At 62.5% G+C, this 22,972-nt stretch carries 22 protein-coding genes; 5 read left to right on the top strand and 17 right to left on the bottom strand.

What is annotated here, in order from left to right; translation table 11 throughout:
- Both AAF358_19745 and AAF358_19740 read left to right on the top strand, forming a co-directional pair.
- A partial coding sequence (locus AAF358_19745; protein MEM7707795.1) for an alpha/beta hydrolase occupies positions 1 to 976 on the top strand: 976 nt, incomplete at its 5' end.
- Entirely contained in the window at positions 973 to 1,317 is a 345-nt protein-coding gene (locus AAF358_19740; protein MEM7707794.1) for an MGMT family protein, read from the top strand. The genes AAF358_19745 and AAF358_19740, both read left to right, overlap by 4 nt.
- Here the strand turns inward: AAF358_19740 and AAF358_19735 are convergent.
- Positions 1,287 to 1,874, bottom strand: coding sequence for a molybdenum cofactor guanylyltransferase (locus AAF358_19735; GenBank protein ID MEM7707793.1), 588 nt, complete (start codon positions 1,872 to 1,874; stop codon positions 1,287 to 1,289). The genes AAF358_19740 and AAF358_19735 overlap by 31 nt on opposite strands.
- Before the next feature lie 99 nt (positions 1,875 to 1,973).
- Between AAF358_19735 and AAF358_19730 the strand changes: the two genes are divergently transcribed.
- Together AAF358_19730 and AAF358_19725 are read left to right on the top strand one after the other, a co-directional pair.
- Positions 1,974 to 3,539: a transglutaminase-like domain-containing protein gene (locus AAF358_19730; GenBank protein MEM7707792.1), complete on the top strand. Its 1,566-nt coding sequence runs from the start codon at positions 1,974 to 1,976 to the stop codon at positions 3,537 to 3,539.
- Positions 3,540 to 4,433 (top strand): M15 family metallopeptidase, encoded by an 894-nt coding sequence (locus tag AAF358_19725; GenBank protein MEM7707791.1) that lies wholly within the window; start codon positions 3,540 to 3,542, stop codon positions 4,431 to 4,433.
- A 49-nt stretch (positions 4,434 to 4,482) separates the two neighbouring features.
- On the opposite strand, the gene AAF358_19720 is transcribed toward AAF358_19725, so the two are convergent.
- The 14 genes from AAF358_19720 to AAF358_19655 form a co-directional block, all read right to left on the bottom strand.
- Positions 4,483 to 6,498, bottom strand: a complete 2,016-nt coding sequence (locus AAF358_19720; protein ID MEM7707790.1) for a TIR domain-containing protein — start codon at positions 6,496 to 6,498, stop codon at positions 4,483 to 4,485.
- Positions 6,499 to 6,612: 114 nt separating this feature from the next.
- Positions 6,613 to 7,281, bottom strand: a complete 669-nt coding sequence (locus tag AAF358_19715) for a class I SAM-dependent methyltransferase (protein ID MEM7707789.1) — start codon at positions 7,279 to 7,281, stop codon at positions 6,613 to 6,615.
- Between the two features lies 1 nt (position 7,282).
- Positions 7,283 to 7,747, bottom strand: a complete 465-nt coding sequence (locus AAF358_19710) for a GNAT family N-acetyltransferase (protein ID MEM7707788.1) — start codon at positions 7,745 to 7,747, stop codon at positions 7,283 to 7,285.
- Between the two features lie 4 nt (positions 7,748 to 7,751).
- Entirely contained in the window at positions 7,752 to 8,225 is a 474-nt protein-coding gene (locus AAF358_19705; GenBank protein MEM7707787.1) for a hypothetical protein, read from the bottom strand.
- A gap of 55 nt (positions 8,226 to 8,280) precedes the next feature.
- Positions 8,281 to 8,832 carry a DNA-3-methyladenine glycosylase 2 family protein gene (locus AAF358_19700; protein MEM7707786.1) on the bottom strand — a complete coding sequence of 184 codons (552 nt, stop codon included), beginning with the start codon at positions 8,830 to 8,832 and terminating at the stop codon, positions 8,281 to 8,283.
- An 83-nt stretch (positions 8,833 to 8,915) separates the two neighbouring features.
- A complete protein-coding gene (locus AAF358_19695) occupies positions 8,916 to 11,756 on the bottom strand; it encodes a penicillin acylase family protein (protein MEM7707785.1) in 2,841 nt (946 codons plus the stop codon).
- Between the two features lie 126 nt (positions 11,757 to 11,882).
- A complete protein-coding gene (locus AAF358_19690) occupies positions 11,883 to 12,257 on the bottom strand; it encodes a DUF423 domain-containing protein (protein ID MEM7707784.1) in 375 nt (124 codons plus the stop codon).
- A gap of 37 nt (positions 12,258 to 12,294) precedes the next feature.
- The gene (locus AAF358_19685; GenBank protein MEM7707783.1) at positions 12,295 to 13,500 is read right to left on the bottom strand and encodes a DUF4340 domain-containing protein; all 1,206 of its coding nucleotides are present in this window, start codon (positions 13,498 to 13,500) and stop codon (positions 12,295 to 12,297) included.
- Complete coding sequence (locus AAF358_19680; protein ID MEM7707782.1) at positions 13,497 to 15,416, bottom strand: Gldg family protein; 1,920 nt, start codon at positions 15,414 to 15,416, stop codon at positions 13,497 to 13,499. The genes AAF358_19685 and AAF358_19680 overlap by 4 nt, the downstream gene beginning before the upstream one ends.
- Before the next feature lie 2 nt (positions 15,417 to 15,418).
- The gene (locus AAF358_19675; GenBank protein MEM7707781.1) at positions 15,419 to 16,156 is read right to left on the bottom strand and encodes an ABC transporter permease subunit; all 738 of its coding nucleotides are present in this window, start codon (positions 16,154 to 16,156) and stop codon (positions 15,419 to 15,421) included.
- The gene (locus tag AAF358_19670) at positions 16,153 to 17,097 is read right to left on the bottom strand and encodes an ATP-binding cassette domain-containing protein (protein ID MEM7707780.1); all 945 of its coding nucleotides are present in this window, start codon (positions 17,095 to 17,097) and stop codon (positions 16,153 to 16,155) included. Before AAF358_19670 ends, AAF358_19675 begins: the two co-directional genes overlap by 4 nt.
- A gap of 269 nt (positions 17,098 to 17,366) precedes the next feature.
- Positions 17,367 to 18,227, bottom strand: coding sequence for a TonB family protein (locus AAF358_19665; protein ID MEM7707779.1), 861 nt, complete (start codon positions 18,225 to 18,227; stop codon positions 17,367 to 17,369).
- 297 nt (positions 18,228 to 18,524) lie between these two features.
- On the bottom strand, positions 18,525 to 19,166 hold the full coding sequence (locus AAF358_19660; protein ID MEM7707778.1) for a response regulator transcription factor: 642 nt from the start codon (positions 19,164 to 19,166) through the stop codon (positions 18,525 to 18,527).
- On the bottom strand, positions 19,163 to 20,317 hold the full coding sequence (locus AAF358_19655; protein MEM7707777.1) for a sensor histidine kinase: 1,155 nt from the start codon (positions 20,315 to 20,317) through the stop codon (positions 19,163 to 19,165). The genes AAF358_19660 and AAF358_19655 overlap by 4 nt, the downstream gene beginning before the upstream one ends.
- 142 nt (positions 20,318 to 20,459) lie before the next feature.
- Between AAF358_19655 and AAF358_19650 the strand changes: the two genes are divergently transcribed.
- Positions 20,460 to 20,975: a GNAT family N-acetyltransferase gene (locus AAF358_19650; protein ID MEM7707776.1), complete on the top strand. Its 516-nt coding sequence runs from the start codon at positions 20,460 to 20,462 to the stop codon at positions 20,973 to 20,975.
- Positions 20,976 to 20,985: 10 nt separating this feature from the next.
- Here the strand turns inward: AAF358_19650 and def are convergent, their stop codons facing one another.
- The gene (gene def, locus AAF358_19645; protein ID MEM7707775.1) at positions 20,986 to 21,501 is read right to left on the bottom strand and encodes a peptide deformylase; all 516 of its coding nucleotides are present in this window, start codon (positions 21,499 to 21,501) and stop codon (positions 20,986 to 20,988) included.
- 2 nt (positions 21,502 to 21,503) lie between these two features.
- Positions 21,504 to 22,946 (bottom strand): MFS transporter, encoded by a 1,443-nt coding sequence (locus AAF358_19640; GenBank protein ID MEM7707774.1) that lies wholly within the window; start codon positions 22,944 to 22,946, stop codon positions 21,504 to 21,506.
- Between the last annotated feature and the right edge of the window lie 26 nt (positions 22,947 to 22,972).

Raw genomic sequence — 22,972 nt, 5'->3', positions numbered from 1 at the left:
GGTTGCGTCAGCCGCCGCTGCGCCCCCGGGTCCCCTCATGCGCTACCCCGCCCGCAAGTCTGAGCCGGCCTTCACGGAGGGCATCGCCAAGGTCGGTGAGCTGGATATCGCCTACCGCTGCTACGGCGACGCCAATGACCCGCCGGTGCTGTTGGTTATGGGCTTCAACATGTCGCTGCTGGTCTGGCCGGAACCGTTTGTTCAGGCGCTCCTGGATCGTGGCCGCTATGTCATCGTGTTCGACAACCGTGATGTCGGCTTAAGCTCCCGGATTCACTCCGCGCTCGATCCACATCTGCCGATGCTGACCATGGCCCGCATGTCGGGGCTGCAGCTGCCTGTTCCCTACACGCTTGAGGACATGGCGCGCGACGCGGTGGGCGTGCTCGACTGGCTGAAGGTGCCCGCAGCACATGTCATCGGCGTGTCCATGGGCGGCATGATCGCGCAGGTGCTCGCGATCCATCACGCCGAACGCCTTACTGGCCTGGGGCTGGTGATGACCCATCCCGGCGCGGTCACCTACTCCATTCCGTCACCCAAGCTGGCCAGTCTGCTGCTGGATCAGCCGGGGGAAAGCTACGACAGTCAGCTGCAGTTCAATCTTAAGTTCTGGAACCTGGTTTGCGGGCCCGACTGCCATCCGCCGGAATCCGAGATTCGCCGCCTGACTGACGCCAACTGCCAACGAAGTCGCGAACCCCACGGACGCTATCGGCAGATAGCGGCGATCATCACGGCCCTCGACCGCAGCCCCTGGCTTCGGGAGCTCCGCATTCCTACGGCGGTGGTGCACGGCACGGACGATCCGCTGATCATTCCCCGCGGTGGCAAGACCCTGGCGCAGCTCATCCCCGGAGCGCGCCTCAAGCTGATCGCCGGCATGGGTCACATCCTGCCGCCGGAGCGCTGCGAGGAAATGGTGGCGTTTATGCTGGACACGCCGCACAACGCCAGCCCGGAGTCCACCGGGTGAACCCCGAGTACCGCAAAGCCATCTACGACGCGGTCCGATCGATTCCCCGCGGCCGCACCTGCGCGTACGGCGACGTCGCGCGGTTGGCCGGCCTGCCGGGGCGCGCCAGGCTGGTCGGTCGCGCGCTGCGGGAACTGCCCGAGGGGCTCAAGCTGCCCTGGTATCGAGTCATGCGGGCGGATCGCTCGCTTGCCTTCCCCCCGGGGTCCGACGACTTCGAGCGGCAGAGAGCGCTGCTGCTCGACGAGGGCGTGCTGCTCAAGCGCAATCGGGTACCGCAAAAGTACTTCGACTGGGAAAGCGATGCCGACTACGCGCTGTGGGGCCCACCGCCCGACTGAAACGCTGCCCAGGCTTCCGGCGTGTTGACGTTGACCAGCTCAGCAGGGTTGGGTGCTAGTCGTTTAACCCGCAGGCTCGCCAGTAGATCCGTCAAGCTCAGATCACTCGACGCAACCCGCTCGGCAACCGCGGGGGCGGAACCCGGCTCGTAGAGGGCACAGCATGGCTCCAGGAGCTCGCCGCTATTAGATTTCCGACGATACGCAACGGCGTCACAAGTGCCCTCGCGGGCGTCGATCAGCCGCGTCAACGTGGCCCGCTGAACCGCCGGCATGTCGACAGCCAGCAGGAGCCAGGCAGCCTCCGGGTCGAAGCGCTGCGCGGCATAGAGACCGCCCATCGGCCCGAGTCCAGGCTGCAGGTCGACGATATACGGCCAGGCGGTCTCCGCGTCGCGAGTACCGGATATCCACACCTCGTCGCAGACCTCACCCAGCACACCCGCTGCACGGTCCAGCAGCGTAACGCCGCCTAATGACAACAGCGCCTTGTCCTGGCCCATTCGCCGGCTCGCGCCGCCGCGGAGGACCAGTCCTTTGACCGGTACCCGGCTCATCGACCCGGCCTACTCGTGATTCTTTGCTGTCCGCAACCCATCGGCGTCCCGCTGGTCAAAAGGTATAATCGTTGCGATATCGTCCAACACCATCTGTCCATGAACCGCGTTTCCCAACTGTTATACCCCACGTTGCTGCTGCTGGCCGCGCTGACCGTGTCGCAGCTCTCGCTGGCCCAGAGCCCGTCCGCTGAAAACCCGCCCACGGTACCGGCACCGCTCGCCGTGCCCGCTGCTGACGCACTCATCGACGATGCAGCCTCCGCGGAAGAAGAAGACGCCCAGTGGATGGCCGTGTTTCTGGACGGCCAGCGCGCCGGCCACGTCAAGAATGTTCGCCGTGTTGAGAATGGTCAGGTCGAAACCAGCGAAGAGTTCCTGCTGCGCATTAACCGCGGCGGCGTCACCATCGAGGTGCTGAGCGAAGAAGGCTACCTCGAAACTACCGAAGGTGAGCCTCTGGGGTTCTATGCCAGCCAGCAGATCTCCGGGGCCCAGATGACCATCCAGGGCGAAATCAAAGACGGCCGCGCGTTTGTCACCACCGTTAGCGCCGGCAGCGTTCAGGACCAGGAGTTCGACTGGCCGGAGGACGCGGCGATGGCCGAGCGGGCTCGCCTGGAGGGGTTAGCGAAGGGATTCGAGCCAGGCACCTACTACGAACAGACGCTGTTTGTGCCCTCATCCCTGCAGTTTGTGCCCGCAACGACGCGCGTCGAGGACAATGAGCGAGTCGATCTGCTGGGCACCGAACAAGACCTCGTCCGGGTTGTGGAAACGGTGACGCTCGGCGCAACCCCCACGGTCATGACCGGCTGGGTGACCCCCGACTATGAGATCAAGAAGGCCCGCATGTCGATGATGGGCCTGACCTTTGAAGCCATCGCCTGCCCGGAAAGCTGCGCCACCGGCGACGTCGAGCCGGCTGACATCTTTGTTCAGGCGCTGGTGGAGGTGCCGGAGCGGCTCAGCTGGAAAGATCGGGAAACGCCCATTACCTTCGAATTTCGCGCCACCGATCCGGAGCAGCCGCTGACCTTCGCGGAATCCGATGAACAAGCCCTGGAGAGGCGGGATGACCTTTACCGAGTCACCGTGACGCCCCTTGCGCTGCCAACGCCCCCCGCTGCGAGTCCCGCCGAGGGCGGTGACACTACCGAGATGAGCGACTTCCGCGGCGCGACTCGCTGGCTGCAAATCGATGCACCCGAGATCCACGAACTCGTGCGCCAGACGCGGCTGGATGCCCAAACGCCCGCTGACCTGATGCAGCGCATGGAGCAGTTCGTCCGCGACTATGTCTTCGATAAAAACCTATCGGTCGGTTACGCAACGGCGCTTGAGGTTGCCCGCAACCGGAGCGGGGATTGCACCGAGCACGCGCTGCTGCTGGCCGCCATGGGCCGCGCGGCTGGCATACCCACACGCGTCGCCACCGGCCTGGCCTACGTCGAAGACTGGCTGGGCACGCAGAACGTGTTTGTTCCTCATGCCTGGACCCAGGCCTGGCTGGACGGTCGCTGGGTCAGCTTTGACGCGGCGCTCGGCAAATTTGACGCTGGGCATATCGCGCTGGCGTACGGCGACGGTGACCCGGCTGGCTTCTATGACGGCATTACGACTCTCGGCAACCTCGAAGTGGTGTCGGTCGCCAAGGCCGACTAAGTGAGCGCAGCTCCCCAAGCGGAACAAAAGGGCGGCGGAAGTGGCCCCACCTTTCGCTGTACGCCCCGCCTGCTGCTGCGCGACCAGCCGGATGCCATCGAGCTGGTCAGCAAAGCTGACTGGACCCTGGCCGGCCGAGCTGAGCTCAATCGACGCGGCCAGCTCGATCACCTGACCATCGTGCCAAAGGCGCGCAGGCAGGGCCTGGCAACCGAGTTTTTCCAATGCCTTGCGTCAGCGCAGCGTCAGGGCAGCCTGGACCCGAATCGCTTCGACGACCAGAAGATTGCAACGCTATGGCTGCAAAGCCTCGCCATGCACGCAGCGTCGGGAGCCCAGCCAGCGCAGGACCTCGCGGAATACCAGCAAAAACGCTCAGCGCAGTGGCTGTCAGACCTCGGCATCGACAGCGACTACGGCGAGCAGCGCGGGCTCGCGTTGGTCACCGAGCCTGCAGAGCTAGAGCTGGCCGGTGACGACTGTTTCTCCCGACCGCTATATCTGACGCCAGCAGCGGCTCATGCATGGCGGCAGCTCCGCAATGCAGCCGCTGAGGTCGGCGTCACGCTGCAGCCCGTGTCAGGATTTCGCAGCATCGACTATCAGGGCCGTCTGCTGAGCAAGAAGCTGGCTGAGGGTGCCGAGGATGCGCTGCGGGTCAGCGCGGCGCCCGGTTACAGCGAACATCACAGCGGCTGCGCCCTCGATATCACAACACCCGGCACAACCCCGCTCGAGACCGCGTTCGCGGAGACGGCCGCCTTTGGCTGGCTGGCCGCCCATGGGGCGGCATTTGGGTTTGTGATGTCTTATCCGGAAAACAATCCGCACGGGGTGGCGTTTGAGCCCTGGCACTGGTGCTTTCAGTCGGGTCAGCCGGAGGCCCAGGCCTAAGGAGTCCATGCTCGAGGCAAATGGCTCTCCCCTGCTTCTTACACATTACCTAGAAACACTCCACACGCTCATCGTCGAGCGGGCGACAGTGCGCTGGAAACCCGCGTATCCGCCAATAGCGCTCAAGACCCAGTTCGCGCATCACGCGATAGCGTTCCGGTGAGCTCAGATAATCCTCGTGGTAGCGATACCACCAGACGGTCTCGCCCCTCGTGCGTCGGCGTACGCGAATTTCTGAGTACCGTTTGTAGCTGTGCAGCCACTCGGCGAGCGTGGGCAAGGAGGGTCCGAGGCCGTAGCTGTCCGCCAGCATTTTGCGAAACCCCGCGTACCCTTTTTCGACATCGAAATCGCGATCGACGACCAAATCATCGACAAAAGCGGCGTCAAGGCCCGGGCCCGGTGTACGGCTACGAAGCTCTTCCAGCAGCTTCTGCTCCCCATTCGCCGCCAGCGCCAGAGCCAGCGGGTAGACGAGCGAGATGTGCCTTGCCTCGTCATCCAGCTCCAGAAAAGTATTGAGCGCCGGCTCAAGTTTGCCGGCATAGAAAAGCGTCCGGCCCAACCACATCTTTGCCACCGAGTCAGCCGGATCAAGCTCCAGCGCGCGGCGCAGATCACGCTCCGCATCATCAAAGAATCCCAGTTCCGCAAACTCCTGGCCGCGCCAGCTCCAGGGCACCGGGTCGTCAGGATCCAGCTCGATCGCGCGGCCATACTCATCGATGCTTCGAACATAGTCGGGCGCCCCCTCAAAGGTGGCGTTGGCGCCGAGCACCGCGCGAGCCAGCGCGAGATCCGGCCTCAGCGCCAGCGCACGGTTGGCTGCATCCACCGCAAGCGTGGCGTACGGACGATCTTCCAGTCCCCAGCCGGGCGACACCGAATACGCGGCCGCCAGTGCTTCCCACGCTCGGGAGAAGTCTGGGTCAAGGCGGACCGCCTCTTCGAACTTCGCCACGATGGCCTGCAGGTTTTCGGTTTGTCGCCGAGAGAAAAGATCACGGCCCTCAAGAAAAACCTCGTAGGCCAGCAGGTCGTCTGTGGCGGCAGCAGCGGCAAAACGCAGGGTGTCAGCGCTACCGATACCGATGCGCCCTCCGAGCTCCTCAACGACGGACGTTGCAATGTCATCCTGGATCGACAGCAGGTTCTCAACCGACAGCACCTGATCGAAGGTCCGGGACCAGAGCGTCCGGTCACTCGGTCCGTCAACCAGCCGAACGGTCACCCGAACGTTACCTCCCGCCTTGCGGACGCTCCCGTCCAGAAGGTGCCGAACCGCCAGTTCGCTGGCGATGGTCCGGGCGTCCAGATCAACGCGATTGCGGTAGCGAAACGAAGACGTTCGGGATGCAACCTTGAGCCGATCGACCCGGGCGAGCACGTTCAGGATCTCCTCCGCAACACCCTCGGAGAAAAACGCCTGATTTTTCTCCGCGCTCATGTCCGCAAAAGGCAGGATCGCAATCGATTGCGCTGCAGTATCGGTAACGGTCCGATCCGCCGAATTCGCAATCGCCGATGCGGGCGACGTCTCCTGGCGGTCGCTGCGGAACGCAAGCACCGCAGCCAGTGCAGCTACGCCGATCAATGCGACAACGGCTAGGCCTATGGCCGGGGATCGGCTGGGAGAGGAAGTGGTAGTAGCCGTAATCATGACCGGTGGAGCTTTGCCGTCCATCTTGGCTTTTATCGTGGCGACCAGCGCCTGAAACTCTGGCGCCTCCCGATCGCCGTTCCAGTCCTTTAGCGGCAGCGTTTGAAACTGTCGGAACCCAAGCTTAGGTCGCTCACCGTCAATCGAAATGGGCACCAGACACCCACGATCCCGCCCCTCGGTGGCCTCGTCAGCTACCCAGTTCGACTGAACAGAAGACTTAGACCAGGCGACCAGAACGGTCCGGGCCGCGTTGAGCTGGGCCTCGAGCTCCGCGGAGAAATCCAAGCCACCGGTGAGATTTCTGTCCCACCAGACGTCCAGACCCTCAGCCGTCAGCGCCGCTGCGAGCTGATCGATCCATCCCTGGTCCGGGCGAGCGTAGGAAATAAAAACGTCGGCCAAGCCAACTACCCTTCAACAAAGCAGCCAGATGGTAACTCAGGGGCTGACCCCAAGCGAGGTGACCCGACAGAGCAAGCAACCTGTCGCCGACATCGTTGGTGCCCGGCAAACGGCCTAGCTTTTGCGGGCCACGATATAGGGACGCTTGTCCGACTCCGACTTTTTGCTCCGATGACGCTCGACGGCCTCGATGGTAAAGCCGGCCGCCTCCAGTGCGTGACAAAGCTCACGTTCGGTAAAGAACAGCAGGCTAGGCGGCGCAAAACGGACCAGCCGCAGGACCGCTACCAGCACGCGAATCAGCCAGGTGGAATCCGCCAGGCAGGGCGTCTTGGAGATGAATCGACCACCCGGCGCGGTGAGGTGGTGAATGTGCTTCAGCGTGGCGTTGAGGTCTGAAACAAGATGGAGATAGTTGAAGCCGAGCACGGTAGTAAAAGTGTTGTCCGAGGCCGCCATCGACTCCGCGGTTCCCACCTGGAATTCCAGCCCCGGTGTTGGCTCGTCCTGAAGCCTTTGATTCGCCTGCGCGATCATGCCGGCAGCGATATCGGTTGCGAGATAGCGGCCCGCTGCGGTTGCAAGCCTGAGCGCCGTAATGCCCGTTCCGCACCCAAGCTCCAGGACCGAATCCTCTTCGGTTAGCAGCGAGCGCGTTCGCTCGAGCGTCCGCGCGTAGCCTTCCTCATCGCCGATTTTGGCCTTGGCGTAGCGGGACGACATCCGATCCCAGAAGGCGGCATCCTTTTGGCCGACAGTCGATGAGGGGTTTTGCGTATTCATATCAGCGTTCTAACCTCAGCTTCATACCGTGATGACTAGCGACAAACCCAAGCCGCTCATAAAAGGCGACCGCCTCCGGACGACGACGGTCGGTGGTGAGCTGCACCAGCACGCAACCCCGATCGCGCGACAGGTCAATCGCCTGTTTGATCAGCGCCTGGCCAACCCCCTGGCCGCGGAGACCCGGAGCAACCCGAACGCCTTCCAGCTGAGCCCGCCAGCCGCCGGCATAAGTCAGGCCCGGCAGAAAGCTGAGCTGGGCAAAGCCGGCGAGCGCGCCATCACTCTCTGCCACCAGCAGGTGATGGTTCGGGTCAGCCAGGATCGCATCTAACGCCTCCTCATGTGTCGCCCCAACCACCGCAGTTTCCCGGTCTGCCGCCACCGCGTCGTCCGCCAGGAGCGCAACCAGCGTCGGTAAATCTTGGGCGGCAGCACTGCGGAAATGAAGTTGGCGTGTGGCCACAAGCTCAGTGAAGCTGCTGGGGCGGCGCGTCGCCAGCAGCCTGGACGATCTCCTGCGGCAAACGCACGCTCGCTATCCCCAGCTGGCTGAACAGCGGCAGCAGCTGCTGGCGGATCAGCGGATAGAGCTGGCGCGTCAGCGACATGTGGTGCTGACTAAAAGTGTCGAAATCGATGGGTTCACCCTGGAGCTGCTGGTAGGAAGCGTTAAGCACACACTCCAGGGTAAATGCCGGCTTTGGGTCAGCATCCGCTTCAGCGGCTTTACGCATTCCGCGGCAATAGAGCCGCACCCCCACCTGATAGGCGGTCCTCTGAGCCTCAGCGACAGGGTCCGGCTTTCGTGCCAGTGCCGCGGGCGTCAGCTTCATTTCCACGTTGGCGTTGATCACGTCATCGGGACCAATCGACTGATGCAGCTCCGCGTGAATTTTGACGAGCTGGGTTTGGAACAGCGCAAAATGACTCAGAAGATTCATCGGGAAAGACAGCCTGGGCGCGATAGCCAGCTTGGCAAAACGCTATTTTACCGGGTTAGAGCTCCGTCGCGCGCCACAGATACCAGCTAGCCACGCTGCGCCACGGCCGCCAGACCTCACCGCGTTCGGTGAGCTGCGCCGGCGTTGGCAGCGAATCAATGCCGTCGACAATCGCCATACCCTTCTGCAGCCCCAGATCGTTGGGAGCCAGCACGTCCGGTCTTCCCAGCCAGGACATCAGCAGCATCTGAACCGTCCACTCACCAACCCCTTTCTGACTGGTGAGGGCCCCGATGATGTTGTCGTCGTCCATCTGATCCAGCTCTCCCCGGCCCGGCAGCTCGCCTTCCACCTGACTGCGAGCCAGTCCCCGGATGTAGTCACTTTTTCCTCGGGAAAGGCCAACAGACCGCAAACCTCGCATCTGCGCGCGCGCGACACGTCGGGCGTCGGGGGTGACACCGTCTCCGTACCTGGCGAGAAATCGGCCGTAGATGGTGCCGGCCGCTTTGCCCGAAAGCTGCTGATACGCGATGGCCCGCGCCAGCGCCTCAAAGGTGCTGGCGTAGAGCGCCTGCTGCATGGGGCGTGACCCGATGCGGTCCATCACCGCCGACAGCTTTGGGTCGGCCTGCCGCAGTGCGCGGCAGGCACGCTGCCAGCGCGACCGCGGCCAGTGTACGGTTTCAGTCAGGGCGTTGGTTCGAACCGAAGCTGAGACGCTGCGTCCGCCGCGGCCTGATCCGGATCAAGCTGCAGCGGCAGAAAGGCGTTGCCCAGCCACGGATAAAGCTGGTTGGCGTAGTTCGGATCACCCAGAACGCCGCTTTGACCACCGGGCACCACCTGCAGGGCCTGCGGGCCGCCGGGCGTCATGTTGCCCACGAACCGACGAGCGGGGCCTGAGCCAAACATGAAGCCGTTCAAGGTATCCGCCCGCACGTTGTGGGTTGAAGCATCCAGCACCTGGTAACCACCGGATCTCGGAATACCGTCTAAGCCCTCTACCGTACTCAGACCGTAGAGCCCATTCGGCAAGTTGAACGGCCCACCAAGCGGGTGATCGAGCACGATGCGATGGAGCTTGCCCCACCGGTAGTCCATGACGTCAGTCGAATTGGCAAAAGCCGGTGCGAACTCGTCGCTCGCCAGCAGATCCAGCGACTGACGAACCGTGGCCAGAATCAGAAAGTCTCTAGCAGACTCGGCATCCGGTGCGTCCGGGTTGGTGAAGAAGTTCAGACCCGAGGCGCCGATACCCTGGTTGGTGTCAAAGGTATCCAGCAGGTTTTTGAACGCGTTGAACGCGAGCGTACTGCTGGGCCGGTTGTTGCCCAGACCGACAGCGCTTAGCGTGGCGTCGATCGTATTCTGGATCATCAGACTGCGCCACTGGGCATACACGGTCGCCGCCACCGAGTTCATGATCTCCTGCTCGCTCGGCGCGCCGAGGGCAAACGGGTTGTCACCCGGGTCGTAACCCTCGGGGATACCAGTTGGAGAACTGAAGTCCCACTGCGTCAGGAGCGCCACCACTTCCTGCACCTGCGGATCGGCCGCCACGCCGGCCAGCACCGGCCAGGCGCTAGCATCTCCAGCATTCGCAAACGCCGTCAGGAGATGCGGCACAATCAGCTCGGCGTCGAGCATTTGGTTGTTACCCTGCCAGCTGACCACGTCAGCGGTATTGATCGGGTCTCCAGACGCCACGGCATCTTCGATGAGGCGATCGAGGCGTCCCTGCCGGTAGCTCGCGTACACGCTCTGGTTGAGGTAGTACAAACCGCCGCCGGGTCTCACCTGATTGAGCGTGTTGTTGTCCAACGTGGTGCCAACCGGATCGTTGTTGGCGTTCGCAAGAAAACCACTGGCCGGATTGATCGAGGTGGGCGTCTCGCTGATCGGCAAGATTTCACTGGGCGTAGATTGCCCGGGCTGCGGATTTTCCAGCGGGAGCCACTCGTGCATCAGCGCACCGGTACCGTCCCGGATGAAAAGCGGCGGAATGCCCCCGTCCGGCCCGTTGAGCAACTGAAGGTCCGAACGAATCGGTACCTCGGCCGGGGTGAAGTAGCCGATGTTGCCGAAGATATCGGCAGCACCAAAGTTCTGCGATCCAAAATCGAATTGTTGGACGGCCACCGCAAACTCATCGACGTCAGCCGCTTTCGCCATCGCCTGGAAGGCCTCAACCTCAAAGGTTGGGCCGGAGCCCGTGTACTGAAAACTGATGCCCTGGCCGCCGGACAGATCCAAGATCGGTCCGTTGTTGCGCCGCGGCACGATGAACGTAATGCCCCCGGCATCGACGCCCACGTTCAGGCGCTCCAGGTTATCCGGCTGACCGTCGAGCTGATTGGCAAAATAGCTCTGGACAATCCAGATAATTGGCTCTTCCTGGCCTTGGTAGATCGTGTGGGTCGGCAGGCCGAGCGTGTTGAAGCGCAGTGTCTCGAAAAAGAAATCGCCCTCGTCGATCGGGTTAACGGTCGAACCCCAGCACAGTGTCGAGTTACACCCCTGGGCAATCAGCGGCGCGCCGGTAAATGCAACGCCGGCAACGTTGAGCGGTTCATTGCCGTTGGCGTCACGCACGTTGATGTGAATGGGATAAAACACGGACGGCGTGTCCAGCGACAGGTGCGGATCGTTAGCGATAATCGGTGAGCCGGTGTCGGTCAGCGCACCGGAGATCATCCAGATGTTGCTGCCCTTTTCCTCAGGACCCTGCTCGAGAATGCGATTCATCACCGGATTACTCCGCATTTTCCCGAGGAGATTTTCGGCCAGGGTGAGCTGCTCCGGATCGATCTTTGGGAAAGTCTTGGAGGCCGAGAGCTGTTCTCGTTTTTGACCCAGCACTCCGATGGAGCTCAGAAAGTCCGGCAGCGTAACGCGCCCATCCGGCGGTGCCTGTCGGTGGGTGTCCTCAAAAAACAGTGCGGTGCCGTCGAACCCCACCGCGTCTCCCACCGCCTGGTAGGTGCCGATGGTGACCGTCAGATCGATTTCCCCGAGATCGGCGGACAGGTTGAAAGCCAGCAGTTTAGCGAAGGCCAGGCTATCCACCGGTACCCAGGGCTCAGCGGCGGTAAGCTCGAGCGCTCCGTATTCCGGCGGCAGGGGGTTACTGGCCAGCCAGGCGTTTACGCCGTTGGCGTAAGACCGAAGCTGCGCTCTGAGCGCCTGCGAGCTCGCGGCGTAAGTTTGCCAGGCGTCGCGTCGGAAGCCTAGCGTCCTCAGCTGGATGTCGGTGCCCAGCGCCGAGCTGCCTACCAGCTCCGAGACGGTGCCGCTCGCGAGCCGGCGATTGAAGTCCATCTGCCAGAAGCGGTCGCGGGCGTGGATGTAACCCTGTACAAAAGCGGCGTCGGTTTCGCTGCTGGCGGTGATGCTGGGTATGCCGGTGGCCGGGGTGAATACATCAACCGGCGCTGACAGACCCTGAACGTTGATCGTTTCTGTCGACTGCGCCTGCACCAGCATCGGCCATGAAAGGCTCAGCAGGATCCAACCTAACACTCGCTTCATATCTCAACCCCTGTTCAACAGTGAAATGCTGCGGTGATCACGACTTGCGCAGCCGGCGAGAGTATAACACTGGTGAAGATGCACCCACCGCCGAACGTAAGCAGGCACCGCTGAGCAGAACGGGCGTCAGCGAGAGGGCAAGAGCGCGTAGACGGCGAGCGCAATCCAGCTGAGGATCAGGATGCTGCCGCCAGCGGGCGCGAGGCGCGGTTCGGCCAACCCGAGGCTGGAGAGGTACAGCGCTCCGCAGAACAACACCAGGCCAAGAGCAAAGCCCGCCATCACCACGTGACGCAAGATCCCGTCGGTGGGTTTTAACGTCAGGCTCAGAGCGGCAAGCAGGACCACGTGAAGCAAGTGATACCGGTTGGCCAGGTCGTACTGGTCGGTCCGGACGACGTCGAACAGATGTGAGCCGAGCGCGCCCAAAATGACCCCGACTGCCCCGAGCAAGGCGCTCAGAGCCAGCCATGGATTTCGCTTCAGCCGGGCCTCGTTCAAGGCGCGAGGCGCAACCGGCGCCAGAGGCAATGCCCGATCACTCGGCGTCGTCCGCGTCGCTCCCGTCGTCCAGGGGCTTCAGGAGGTCTTCCAGGCTCTTGGTGAGGTTGCCGTGCTTATAAGAAGGGATCTCGAACACCCAGCCATCGGTCAGGGGCTTCAGCGCCTCAGCTTCTGCCTCAGCCGCCGCGACTGACTCTTCATATGCTGCCATGGCCGCTGCGTCCGCTGCCGCCTGCGCCGCCTGCGTGTCTTCGAAGCTGCCTGCCTCACCCGCTTCGGTGTCGGCTGCTTCGCCGTCAGAACCCTCAGCGTCGGCGGCCGGCACGCTGGGCTCCGGCTTGGACTGCGCAGCCAGCTCAGCGTCGAAGGCCACATCCAGCATCACGTAGTATTTGTCCTCGCGGTTGAAAGCGCGCGTGCTGACCCGCAGCCCGTCGAACGTTTCGTATTCGCCCTGCACGATTTCCAGACCCTGAAAGTTCTCCTGGCTCGCTGGCGCCACGTCCTCAAACCGAAGCCCGGCGATCGCGCTCGCAATGGAGTTGCCGGCGCTCGGCGACAGCACTTCGCGGTCATCCGGAAGGTTGTCGAGCCCGTAGTTCGGATCCTCGGGCCTCGCCTTCGATAGCTCAATCCGATCACCGCTGCTGTGCGCGAGGCTCGCGCGCCGCACGCGATTTGCGGGGATGTCCATAACGTCTTTCTTTAGCCAGTCGCGTGCGTTCGCGCTGAAGCGCAGGTCCCCGCTGGCCAGCCAGCTTTGGGCCTCGTCAGCAAAACGCACGTAGGTGCCCTGGCTCGCGTTTGCGCGTTTGCCGACAATCAGGTCGAAACCCTCGGGCCCGGCGACCGCCACCTTGAGATTCTGATCGTCGTCGTCACCTTCGGACACGTCGGAGACGCCAAGCTGAGCGTAGCGCTCTGGATTGGTGGTTTTACCCTCCAGCCGCTTGGCCTCGACCAGCGCCACCAGACGACGCCGGAGCTGCGACAGATCAGCTCGATAGCCGTCCCTTTCAGCCACGTGCCAAACGCCACCCTCGCGCTCGAGCGTGACCTGCTCATCACCGTCGGTCACGGTGACAGCCGTGATGTCATTGACGCGGTCCGCCAGACCTTCAATCAGCGGGCCGCCGCTTTGAACGGCCGTGACCGGCGCTTCCTGACCCGACAGCCAGACACCAATCCCGACAAAAACCGCCGCGGCAATCGCGAGCGGCAGCAGCAGATTCTTGTTCATCGATTGGCTTCCTCTCGACGGCGCGCCCGGCGCCAGGCGATGGTCAGCGCAAACAGCGTGACCAGCAGGGGCACCAGGCCGATGTTGATGACTTTGAGCCACGTACCCAGACTCTCGATATCCCCGCGCAGGTTACTTTGCACCTGCCGCAGCTCCTGGCGGATCCGCAGCCGTTCGTCCTGGAAACGGGCCAGTTCGGTCTGCTGCTCCGGCGTCAGAATCAGCGGATTGTTGTCGTCCCGCCCAGCCTGCAGCTCGGTGAGCTTGCGTTCGGTCTCCTGCAGCTGCTGTTCGAGCTGCTGTTCGGTGGCCTGATAGCGGGCCTCGGCCTGCCGCTGGAGCTCCTGAACCCGGGTAAAAGGACGCTGCGAGGTCGCACGACCACGGATGCTGATCAGGTCCGAGCTGCCCGTCAGGTTGTCGAGCGAGTTGATGATGAAGTCACCGTTGTTGGCGAACGCGCTGATCAGGCGCTGGCCCAGAAAAGACTGCGCCTGTGCCCACAGCCGGTCGCTGAGAATGTCGGTGTCCGCAACCACCAGGATGTCGTTGGGCTCGGTTGCGGCCGCCAGGTGCTCCGCTGTCGGCGGCGCCGCCGGTTCCTCACCCTCCACCGGTTCTGCCGGCGGTGCCCCGTCCGGGAAAGCCGAGCTGAAGGTGCCCCGCACGCGGGCCGCCAGGGTGTAGTTCTGACCGGTGGGCGCAAAGCCATCGAGCAGCGAGCTGGGGTCGGTCATAAACCGCACGCGATCGCTGCTCACACTCATGCTGTCCTCGGACGTTGTCAGAAGCGACTCGAATTCCACCTCCGCATCCGGTTTTTTGGCCAGGTGACCCGACTGGGAAACGTTGATGGTGGTCAGCTCGGCAAGCGTGACGTCATCACCGTTCATGCCGGCCGTGTCAATCGACAGGATGCCGACGTGTCGAACGGGACGCCGACCGGGCCCGGCGGACACCTGCAGCCCGTAGGTGCGATCGAGCACCACCTGCTTGGCGTCGTAGGCAACACCCCACGTCTCCAGCAGCTTGGAGAGATCCGAGGAGCGTTCCGCAAACATTGCCGCCTGTGGATTGGTCTGAGCGTCAGCCGGGATGTCCATCTCCGCCTGCGGGTCAACAAACACCGCCAGCTTGCCGCCGCGCAGCACAAACTGATCGATGGCGTAGGTTGTGGCGTCGGTCAGATCCTTGGGATGGACCACCGCCAGCACGTCGATCTCCGGATCGATGCTGTTGACGGTCGGCGCCACCTGTCGAACCTCAAACAGCTGTTCCGCCTGCTGCAGCACAATCCAGGGCTCGCGCATCTGGCGCGTGGCCGGATCGAAGCCGCGGTTGATCGGCAGCGTGCTCATCACGCCGATGACCGGCTTGCGGACCTGGTTCAGGTTGTAGATCAGCTTGGCGAGGTCGTATTCCAGAAACGCTTCTTTGTTGGGGTCAAAAAAGGCGACGGTCTCGCGACCCTCGACCGCGTTGGTGGCCACCAGGCCAAAGAAGAACGTATCCCCGGCGCTGTTGGCGGGGAAGCCGGTGAGACCGGCGGCGCTCGCCGCGTCCTCTGCTTCAGAAAACGGCAGCGGATCGATCACCTGCAGATTCAGGTTGCCGCCGGCGTAGCTGGCAAATTCGGTGAGCGTGTCGCGGACCCGACGGCTGTAGTCACGATACGGGGTCAGCCCCGGCACGTCTTTGCTGACGGAGTCAGAAAAGTACAGATACAGATTCAGCGGTTCGTCGATGCTGGCCAGGATATTGCGCGTGCCCTGGGAGACCGAATAGAGGTTGTTTTCGGTCAGGTCGAAGCGCGCGCCGCGGAACACCAGCGACACCACAAACAGCAGCGCCACAAACAGCACCGCGAGAATCAGCAGCGCGCCAGCGCCGTAATTACGTTTTGCCTGTTGTGACATGGTCAGTCAGCCTTTTTGAGATCGATCACAATGGCGTTGGCGGCCAGCCAGAACGCGATGACGAGAAGGAAAAACAGGATGTCGCGAAGGTCGAGCACACCCTTGGCGATGGCGTCGAAGTGCGTTGAGAAGCTCAGGCCGGCGAGTGCGTCCACCAGCGCTGCCGGTGCCCAGCCGCGGAAAAAGTCGATGACGCCCGACAAGCCGAACAGCAGAAACGCAAAGCACACCACAACGGTCAGGATAAACGCCACCACCTGGTTGCGGGTCGTGGCAGAGATGCACGACCCGATGGCCAGAAAGCCACCGGCCATGAGAAAGCTGCCGACATAACCTGCGAGGATCACGCCGTTGTCGGGCTCCCCCAGATAGTTGACGCTGATCCAGACGGGAAAGGTCAAGGCCAGGGCAAGACCACAGAAGGCCCAGGCCGCCAGGAACTTGCCGATCACCGCCTGCAGCATGCTCACCGGCAGCGTCAGCAGCAGCTCAATCGTGCCGCTTTTCCGCTCCTCCGCCCACAGACGCATCGATATCGCCGGCACGAGAAACAGGTATAGCCACGGGTGGAAGTTGAAGAACGGTCCGTAAAGATCGGCCTGACCGCTTTCGAACAACCGGCCAAAGCCCCAGCTAAACCATCCCATCAGCAGCAGGAAGATGACGATAAAAACGTAGGCAACGGGCGTGGCGAAGTAGCTCGCGATTTCCCGTCGAAAGATATTGAGCGTCTGGCTCATGAGTGTGCCCCCTGGCTGTCGCTTCCGCCTAGCGTGATCTGGCGGAACACTTCATCGAGCCGGCCTCGCTCGACCGTCAGCTCATCGACCGGCCATCCCTGCTCCTGAGCCAGCTTGGAGATCTCGCCAAAAGGCGCTGTGCCGCTCCTCGGAATGGCCACCAGTCGGCCTGAGTGACGCTCCACGTCGACGTGGGTCACGTTAGCCAGTCGGCTGATGTGTTCGACTGCGGCATCGAGTTCGCTGGTCGTCAGGCGCACCGCGTTGTGGTAGCGCGATTTAGCCTCAAGCTCCTGTGGCGTTGCGTCCGCTAGCAGCCGACCGCGCGCGATGATAATGGCCCGGTCACACACCGCCTCAACCTCTTCCAGAATGTGGGTCGAGACAATCACAATCTTGTCTTTCGCCAGTGCCCCGATCAGCTCCCGCACCTCGTGCTTCTGGTTCGGATCAAGTCCATCGGTCGGCTCGTCCAGGATCAGCACTTTGGGATCGTGCAGCAGCGCCTGCGCCAGGCCAACGCGGCGGCGGAAGCCCTTCGACAGCGTGTCGATCGACTGATGCAGCACGCGGCCAAGCTGGAGCTGGTCGATGACCTTCCCCTGGCGTTCGCGGCGCTGAGCGGCGTCGAGGCCCCGAATGTCCGCAATGAAGTCGAGAAACTGCTGGGGGGTCATCTCGCCATACCCTGGCGCCCCCTCCGGCAGGTATCCCATGCATCGCTTAGCCTCCAGCGGCTGGCTTTCGATATCGAAGCCACACACCGACACCGAGCCCGCAGTGGGCGTCAAAAACCCACAAATCATTTTCATGGTGGTGGACTTGCCGGCGCCATTGGGACCCAGGAAACCCAGCACTTGTCCCTCAGGAACCACAAAGGACAGGTCTCGAACGGCCGTGAGAGACCCAAAATCTTTTCTTAGATCTTTGATTTCAATCATCTTGTTAGTTCTTGCGACAGTGAGTCAGGCAGCGCCCCATGGCGCCCGCTTGCGGGGGCGCATTTTTATCGCAAACGGTCGGTATTTCAACCCCAACGCGCCTGCCCTCGCCCCGCCCGCGCTGTGACTACAGGCGCTGGAAAAAGTTCCCAGGAAGGGCCAGCGGAAAGTAAATGGGTCCAGAGATGGGGCCCGACGGTTGGGTTGGCCGGTAGCCGAGGCGGTCCTCGCGCCCTCGGCTAGCTCAGGAAAGCTCGGCCTGCGGCGTGTTAGTCCATGACAAACGTGAGACGGATCATCGCGGTTTGCGGCTCCACAACGCCCGACTTTGCTGGCGGCTCAAAGCGCCACTGCCGCGCTGCCCGGCGGGCGGCCGCATCAAACAGCTGGCGCGGCTTGGCGTCCACGACGTCAACATCGCTTACGCGGCCGTTGGGTCCGACAGTCAGCCGAAGGTCGACCCAGCCTTCCTGCTCTAGCCTTGCGGCTTCGCGGGGATACTCAGGAGGGACGGTCCGCGTGCGCACCAGCTTGAAGCTCGTGGCTGCCGCCACGGGTGCCGCGATGCTGCTGACGGTCGCCGGCCGGTCGATCGATACCATCGACGTTGTTGGATCGACTCGCGACTCGCGGGCCATCGCCGCTTGCTCGTCTTCGCCAACTGGGTCATCCGCGGGGGCGGTCGCAACGCTTTGGGGTTCGGGGGTCGACAACAACTCAGGCGCCGGCAGCTCTTCGGCTTTCCCGAAGGTGACCAGCGTTTCGATCTCAGGCTCAGTAGCGGGACTCTCAATCAGTTCGGACTCCGGATCAGCAGCCACTGGCTCGGCGATCGGGACCTCCAGGAGCGGGGTTTCTGGCGCCAAAGGCATTGATTCCAGCTCTGGCTCGGTGCTTAGGCTGAGCTCCGGGGTGGGAGGCTCGGTCTCCGTGGTCTCCGGCTCGGGCGCAAAACCCATCGGCCGGCCAAACAAGGCCTCGCGATCGATTTCGAAGGAAATATCCGGCGATTCGACCTCGGGCGGTGCTTCGATCCGCTCGGGCCGCTCGGAAGCTGATCGCCAGGACGGCGCCGTTTGGGCGTTAACGCTGGAGCAGAAGCCAAAAGCCAGTACAACGGCCGCGGCCAAGGCAGATTTCCTCACTGAACACACCCCCCGGTTGTGATCAAAATGGTTGCTAGGGACAGTTCATTTAACGCCGGCCACAGGCCAAATCTGTGAACTCCGTCACACTTGGCCCGCAGGCGTCAAAATGTTGACGTAAGCGGTTGATTTCCAATTCCCGTTTACAATTTTTGACAGAAGGTTACGAATTTCACTCGGCAAACCGCGTCGGAAAAAACTGCCGTTCCGGGTCACTACCCTGCGCCTTGCGGGTCACTTGGGCCGAATTCGTTCGGCGGACTCAAAAGCCCGTGTCCCTGTTTAGACGATGCCCAGCTCAAACGCCTTCAGCACGGCGCGCGTCCGGTCACGCACGCCCAGCTTGGACAAGATATTGGAAACGTGGTTTTTGACGGTACCCTCCGCCACACCCAACGAGTTGGCGATTTCCTTGTTGCTGTAGCCACCGGCCATCAGGCGAAGGATCTCCGTCTCCCGATCGGTCAGCGGATCAGGGCGATCGAGACTCGAAAATTCGGTGCGAATCCCGTCGAGCCCCTTCAGCAAACGTTCGGTCACCGCCGGGCGGACCAGCGTTCCGCCTTCGGCCACGGTGCGCACCGCGCCGACCAGCTCGTCCAACGATACGTCCTTCAGCAGATAGCCTTTGGCGCCAGCCTTAATGCCGGCGAGCACGAGGGTGTCGTCATCGAAGGTCGTCAGAATAATCGTGGGCGGCAGCTTGCCCGCTTTACCCAGATGATCCAGCACATCAAGGCCCGACATCTCGGGCATACGCATATCCAGCAGCACCACATCCGGCTGCAGCTCGGGAATCAGCTCACAAGCGGAGCGGCCATCGACCGCCTCGCCGACCACCTCGATTTCTTCAGCGAGCTCGAGCAGCGAGCGAACTCCCTGACGTACCAGCGTCTGGTCATCGACCAGGCACACTTTGATCATATGATTGCTTCCCTTGGTAACCATGCATTGAGGCTGAAGCCAGCCCCGGGTCCAGATTTTACGGACAGATTTCCGCCGAGCTGCCTTACCCGCTCGCCCATCCCCGTCAGGCCGTTTCCTTCGTTGACCCGCGGCGTGCCTCGACCATCGTCACGCGCAGTGATCGTCAGCCCCGAATCGTTTTGCGAAATCGAGAGCCACAGGTTCTCGGCATCCGCGTGTTTTACCGCGTTGGTGATAATTTCCTGAGCGCAGCGCAGCACCACCTGCGCACGCTGCGGGTCATCCACGTTTAGCTGTTCCGGGATGTCGAGGTGAATCGTCGGTTTCGGCACCCCCTCTGACAGTCGCATCAGCGCCTCGGTCAGATTGATGCTGTCGCCGCCGCGCATGGCGCCCACCACCTCCCGGACGTCGCTGAGCAGGAGTTTTGCGACGGTCTGGGCCTGCGTCACGTGATCAACCGCTTTGCCGGTCACGAGATGGCTGGCGACCTCAAGATTAAGACTCAGCGCCGTGAGGTGGTGCCCCACCAGATCATGGAGCTCGCGGGAGATTCGGACTCGCTCCGCGATCCGCGTGCTCTCCGCGAGCAGCGCCTGCGTCGCCCGCAGCTCCGAGTTGACCTTGCGCAGCTCGTCCCGTGCGTAGCTTTGGCGACGCGCCACCAGCGAAATCACAAAGGTGAAGCTCGAATAGCCCAGATAAAGGCCGCCGAGCAGCACAGCCTGCTCCATCGTGACGTCAGGGATCTGTCCCACAGTCCAAGCCAGCAGCAGGTTTTGGACCAGCAGCCAGGCCACGCCCCACGACAGCGGCAGCGCCCAGGGGAGCACGCCGGCCACCACAACGAGCAGAATGCCGCCGAGCCCCGAGCTGCTGACCCCGGAAATTTCCAGCGCCGAAACGCTCATCAACGCCAGCAAAAGCAGATGGAGCCGGGTTCGGGCGGGTCGTCGCTGGATCGAGTTCGAGAGGATCCAGTAGGCAACCCCGAAGGTCAGCTGAGCGATGCCCCACAGGAGGTAGCGCGCCCTGGGCATATCCCCACCACCGAGCTGAGGCGCCATCACCAGCGCGAAGCCAACACAGACCCAGGTAAACAGGCCGGCAAAGCGCAGGAGCTGATTGGTATTGAGGATGCGAGACACCTTTAACGCCGGATCAAATTAACGGTAAAGTTTACCAAACTCCCGCTCCGGCCGTGTCGACCGGCTTGGCCGCAGCCTGACGCGAGCGGTCCACCGATCGGGGTCGGCGCGCCATCCACCTCCGAGTCTACGAGGCACAACATTGGTCATCAGTATCCGCGACGTACGCCCCGACGAGCTTCCCTGGGTCCAACAAACCAACAACGACGCAACGCCGGCAGTCAACCACCTGAAGATTGAACGCCTTGAGCAGCTCTATGGCTATTCGGCGTTCGTGCGGATCGCCGAGCTCGACGGCACGCCGGCCGGGTTTCTGCTGGCAATGACGGCGGATAGCGACTACGACAGCGTCAACTATCGGTGGTTTCAGCAGCAGTACGAGCAGTTTGTGTATATCGACCGGGTCGTGATTGCGCCAGGTTTTCGCCGCAAGGGCGTCGGACGAGTGCTGTACGCTGACGTTCAGTCTTTCACGGAGCAAAACGCGCCGCTCCTGACTTGTGAGGTCAATCTAAAACCCAGTAATCCGGGATCAGTCCTGTTTCACTCGACCTATGGTTTTCATGAAGTGGGGCAGCAGGATACCGAGGACGGGGAAAAGCGCGTCAGCCTGCTCGCCATGCCCACCCCAGCATTTGAGTCGCTGGGTCGCAGTTAGTGGGCCGCCGTCAGGCGGCCTGCTGAGGGGCCCCGGCGCCTGCAATTTTGCCGGTTGCTTTGAGCAGCAAGCGCCGGAACAGCGAAAGCCGATCGACAAACAGGCGCCCGGCGAGATGGTCCATCTCGTGCTGTAGGCAAACGGCGGACATGCCCGACAGATGAGTCTCAAACGGCTGGCCAAACTGATCGACTGCACTCACGTCCACTTCGGTTGGGCGGACCACTCGAGCGACGACATCCGGAATCGACAGGCAGCTTTCCTCGATCATGCCGAGTACATCACGCCCGTGAATGACCGGGTTGATGAACACCTGCAGATCGCCGTGGTCTTCACTCAAATCCATCACCAAGACCTGGCGCAGGTCGCCCAGCTGCGGCGCGCACAGACCGATGCCGGTGGTGGTGTAAAGCGTATCGCGTAGATCTTCGATCAGAGACAGAACGCTGTCGTCAAATACGGTGACCGATTGAGCCACGCGGCGCAGCCTCGGGTCAGGGATTTCAAGGATGGGTCTCACTGCCATAGCTACGGTCCTGATGGAAGGCTGGTTTCAGAAAAAGACTGGCTCGCGCCGCCGACTCGCTGCACCAGGCGTCGGCGAAGCAACGGCGCAATGACAACAATCGTGGCCACAAGCAGACCGATCTCCAGCGCGGAAACAGCCATATAGCCGCCGGCTTCGGCCACGAATCCGAATACCTGGCGATCTGGGCCGAGCAGCAGGTTTGCCAGGTCTCGAACGGCGCCACTCAGCGCTATTCCACCACCGGCGGCGGACACCTGCACCGCTCCCCAGGCCCCTAGAGCGAGCCCGATCTGGCCTTTCGGTGCGCTAAACATTATGGCCGTCAGAGTCGCATGACCAAACAGTGCACCGCCGAAGCCAATCAGGAAATTGCCGACCAAAAAAACGCCCGGCATACCCAGCGATTGGGCGCCAATGACAAGAAGGCAAACTAGAAGACCGATGGTGGCGCCAGCGAATGCGAGGCGAAACGGATCAGTTCCGCTGCTCATAACGCGCGACGCATAGGCAAAACCCAGCAGACCACCAAAGGCCAGGAGCGCCAACAGCTTGGTCGTGGAAACGACATGCCCGCCCATTGGCTCAAGCAGAATGCTGGCCATGCCAAATGCCATGGTGCCGAGACCCACAATGATCAAACGTCGAACCGCCTGCGGTCCGCGGCAAAGCTGACCCCAGGAGTCGCGAAAGGTGGCAACCGGTGTCGCTGTGTCCCTGGCGTTGCCCACCGCCAAAGCCTCCTGCTTCCAGCTGGCGACGAGGTTCAACACAATGACAGCCATAGCAGCGCCCTGCAGGACCCGGACCAACTGATCCGGGGTGAGGTTTTCCAGAGTAGCGCCAAAGACCCACGCGCTGGCTATGATCCCTGCCAGCAGCATCACGTACATCAATCCCACCACGCGGGGCTGCATGCGCGTCGGCGTTAGATCGGTCGCCAGGGCCAGCCCGGTCGTATGTACCGTGTGGGCGCCAACGCCCATCATAAGGCAAGCCAAAGTGACTGAGACGAGCCCGATCCACTTCGGCGCGCTGGCGGCTGCCGCGTCGCCGGCCAGAACCAGCAGGGCAAACGGCATAAGCGCAACGCCGCAAAACTTCAGCAGCGTGCCGCCGAGGATGAAAGGCACCCGGCGCCAGCCCAGCGATGACCGGTGGCTATCAGACCGGTGACCGATGAGGACCTGCAAAGGTGCAAACAGCAGCGGCAGGGCCACCATCATGGTTGCGAGGGCGCTGGGCACGCCGAGCTCCGAGACCATGACGCGATTAAGCGTTCCGACCAGCAGCACCAGCGCCATGCCAACCGAAACCTGGAACAGGGAAAGTCGCAGCAGTCGGGACAGCGGCACCTCGCCGGGGGTGACGACCTTGGCGAACGGCGAAAGCCGCGGGTTCTCAGAGGCCCACGGTGCAATCAGCTTTTGGGCGAGGCTGCTCAAATGTTGACCTGTTGTTCCCTCTCTTG

The organism is Pseudomonadota bacterium, from assembly GCA_039033415.1.
Taxonomy (GTDB): Bacteria; Pseudomonadota; Gammaproteobacteria; order Xanthomonadales; family SZUA-38; genus JANQOZ01.
Note: the sequence above shows the minus strand (reverse complement) of the source record. Positions and strands in the feature narration are given on the sequence as shown.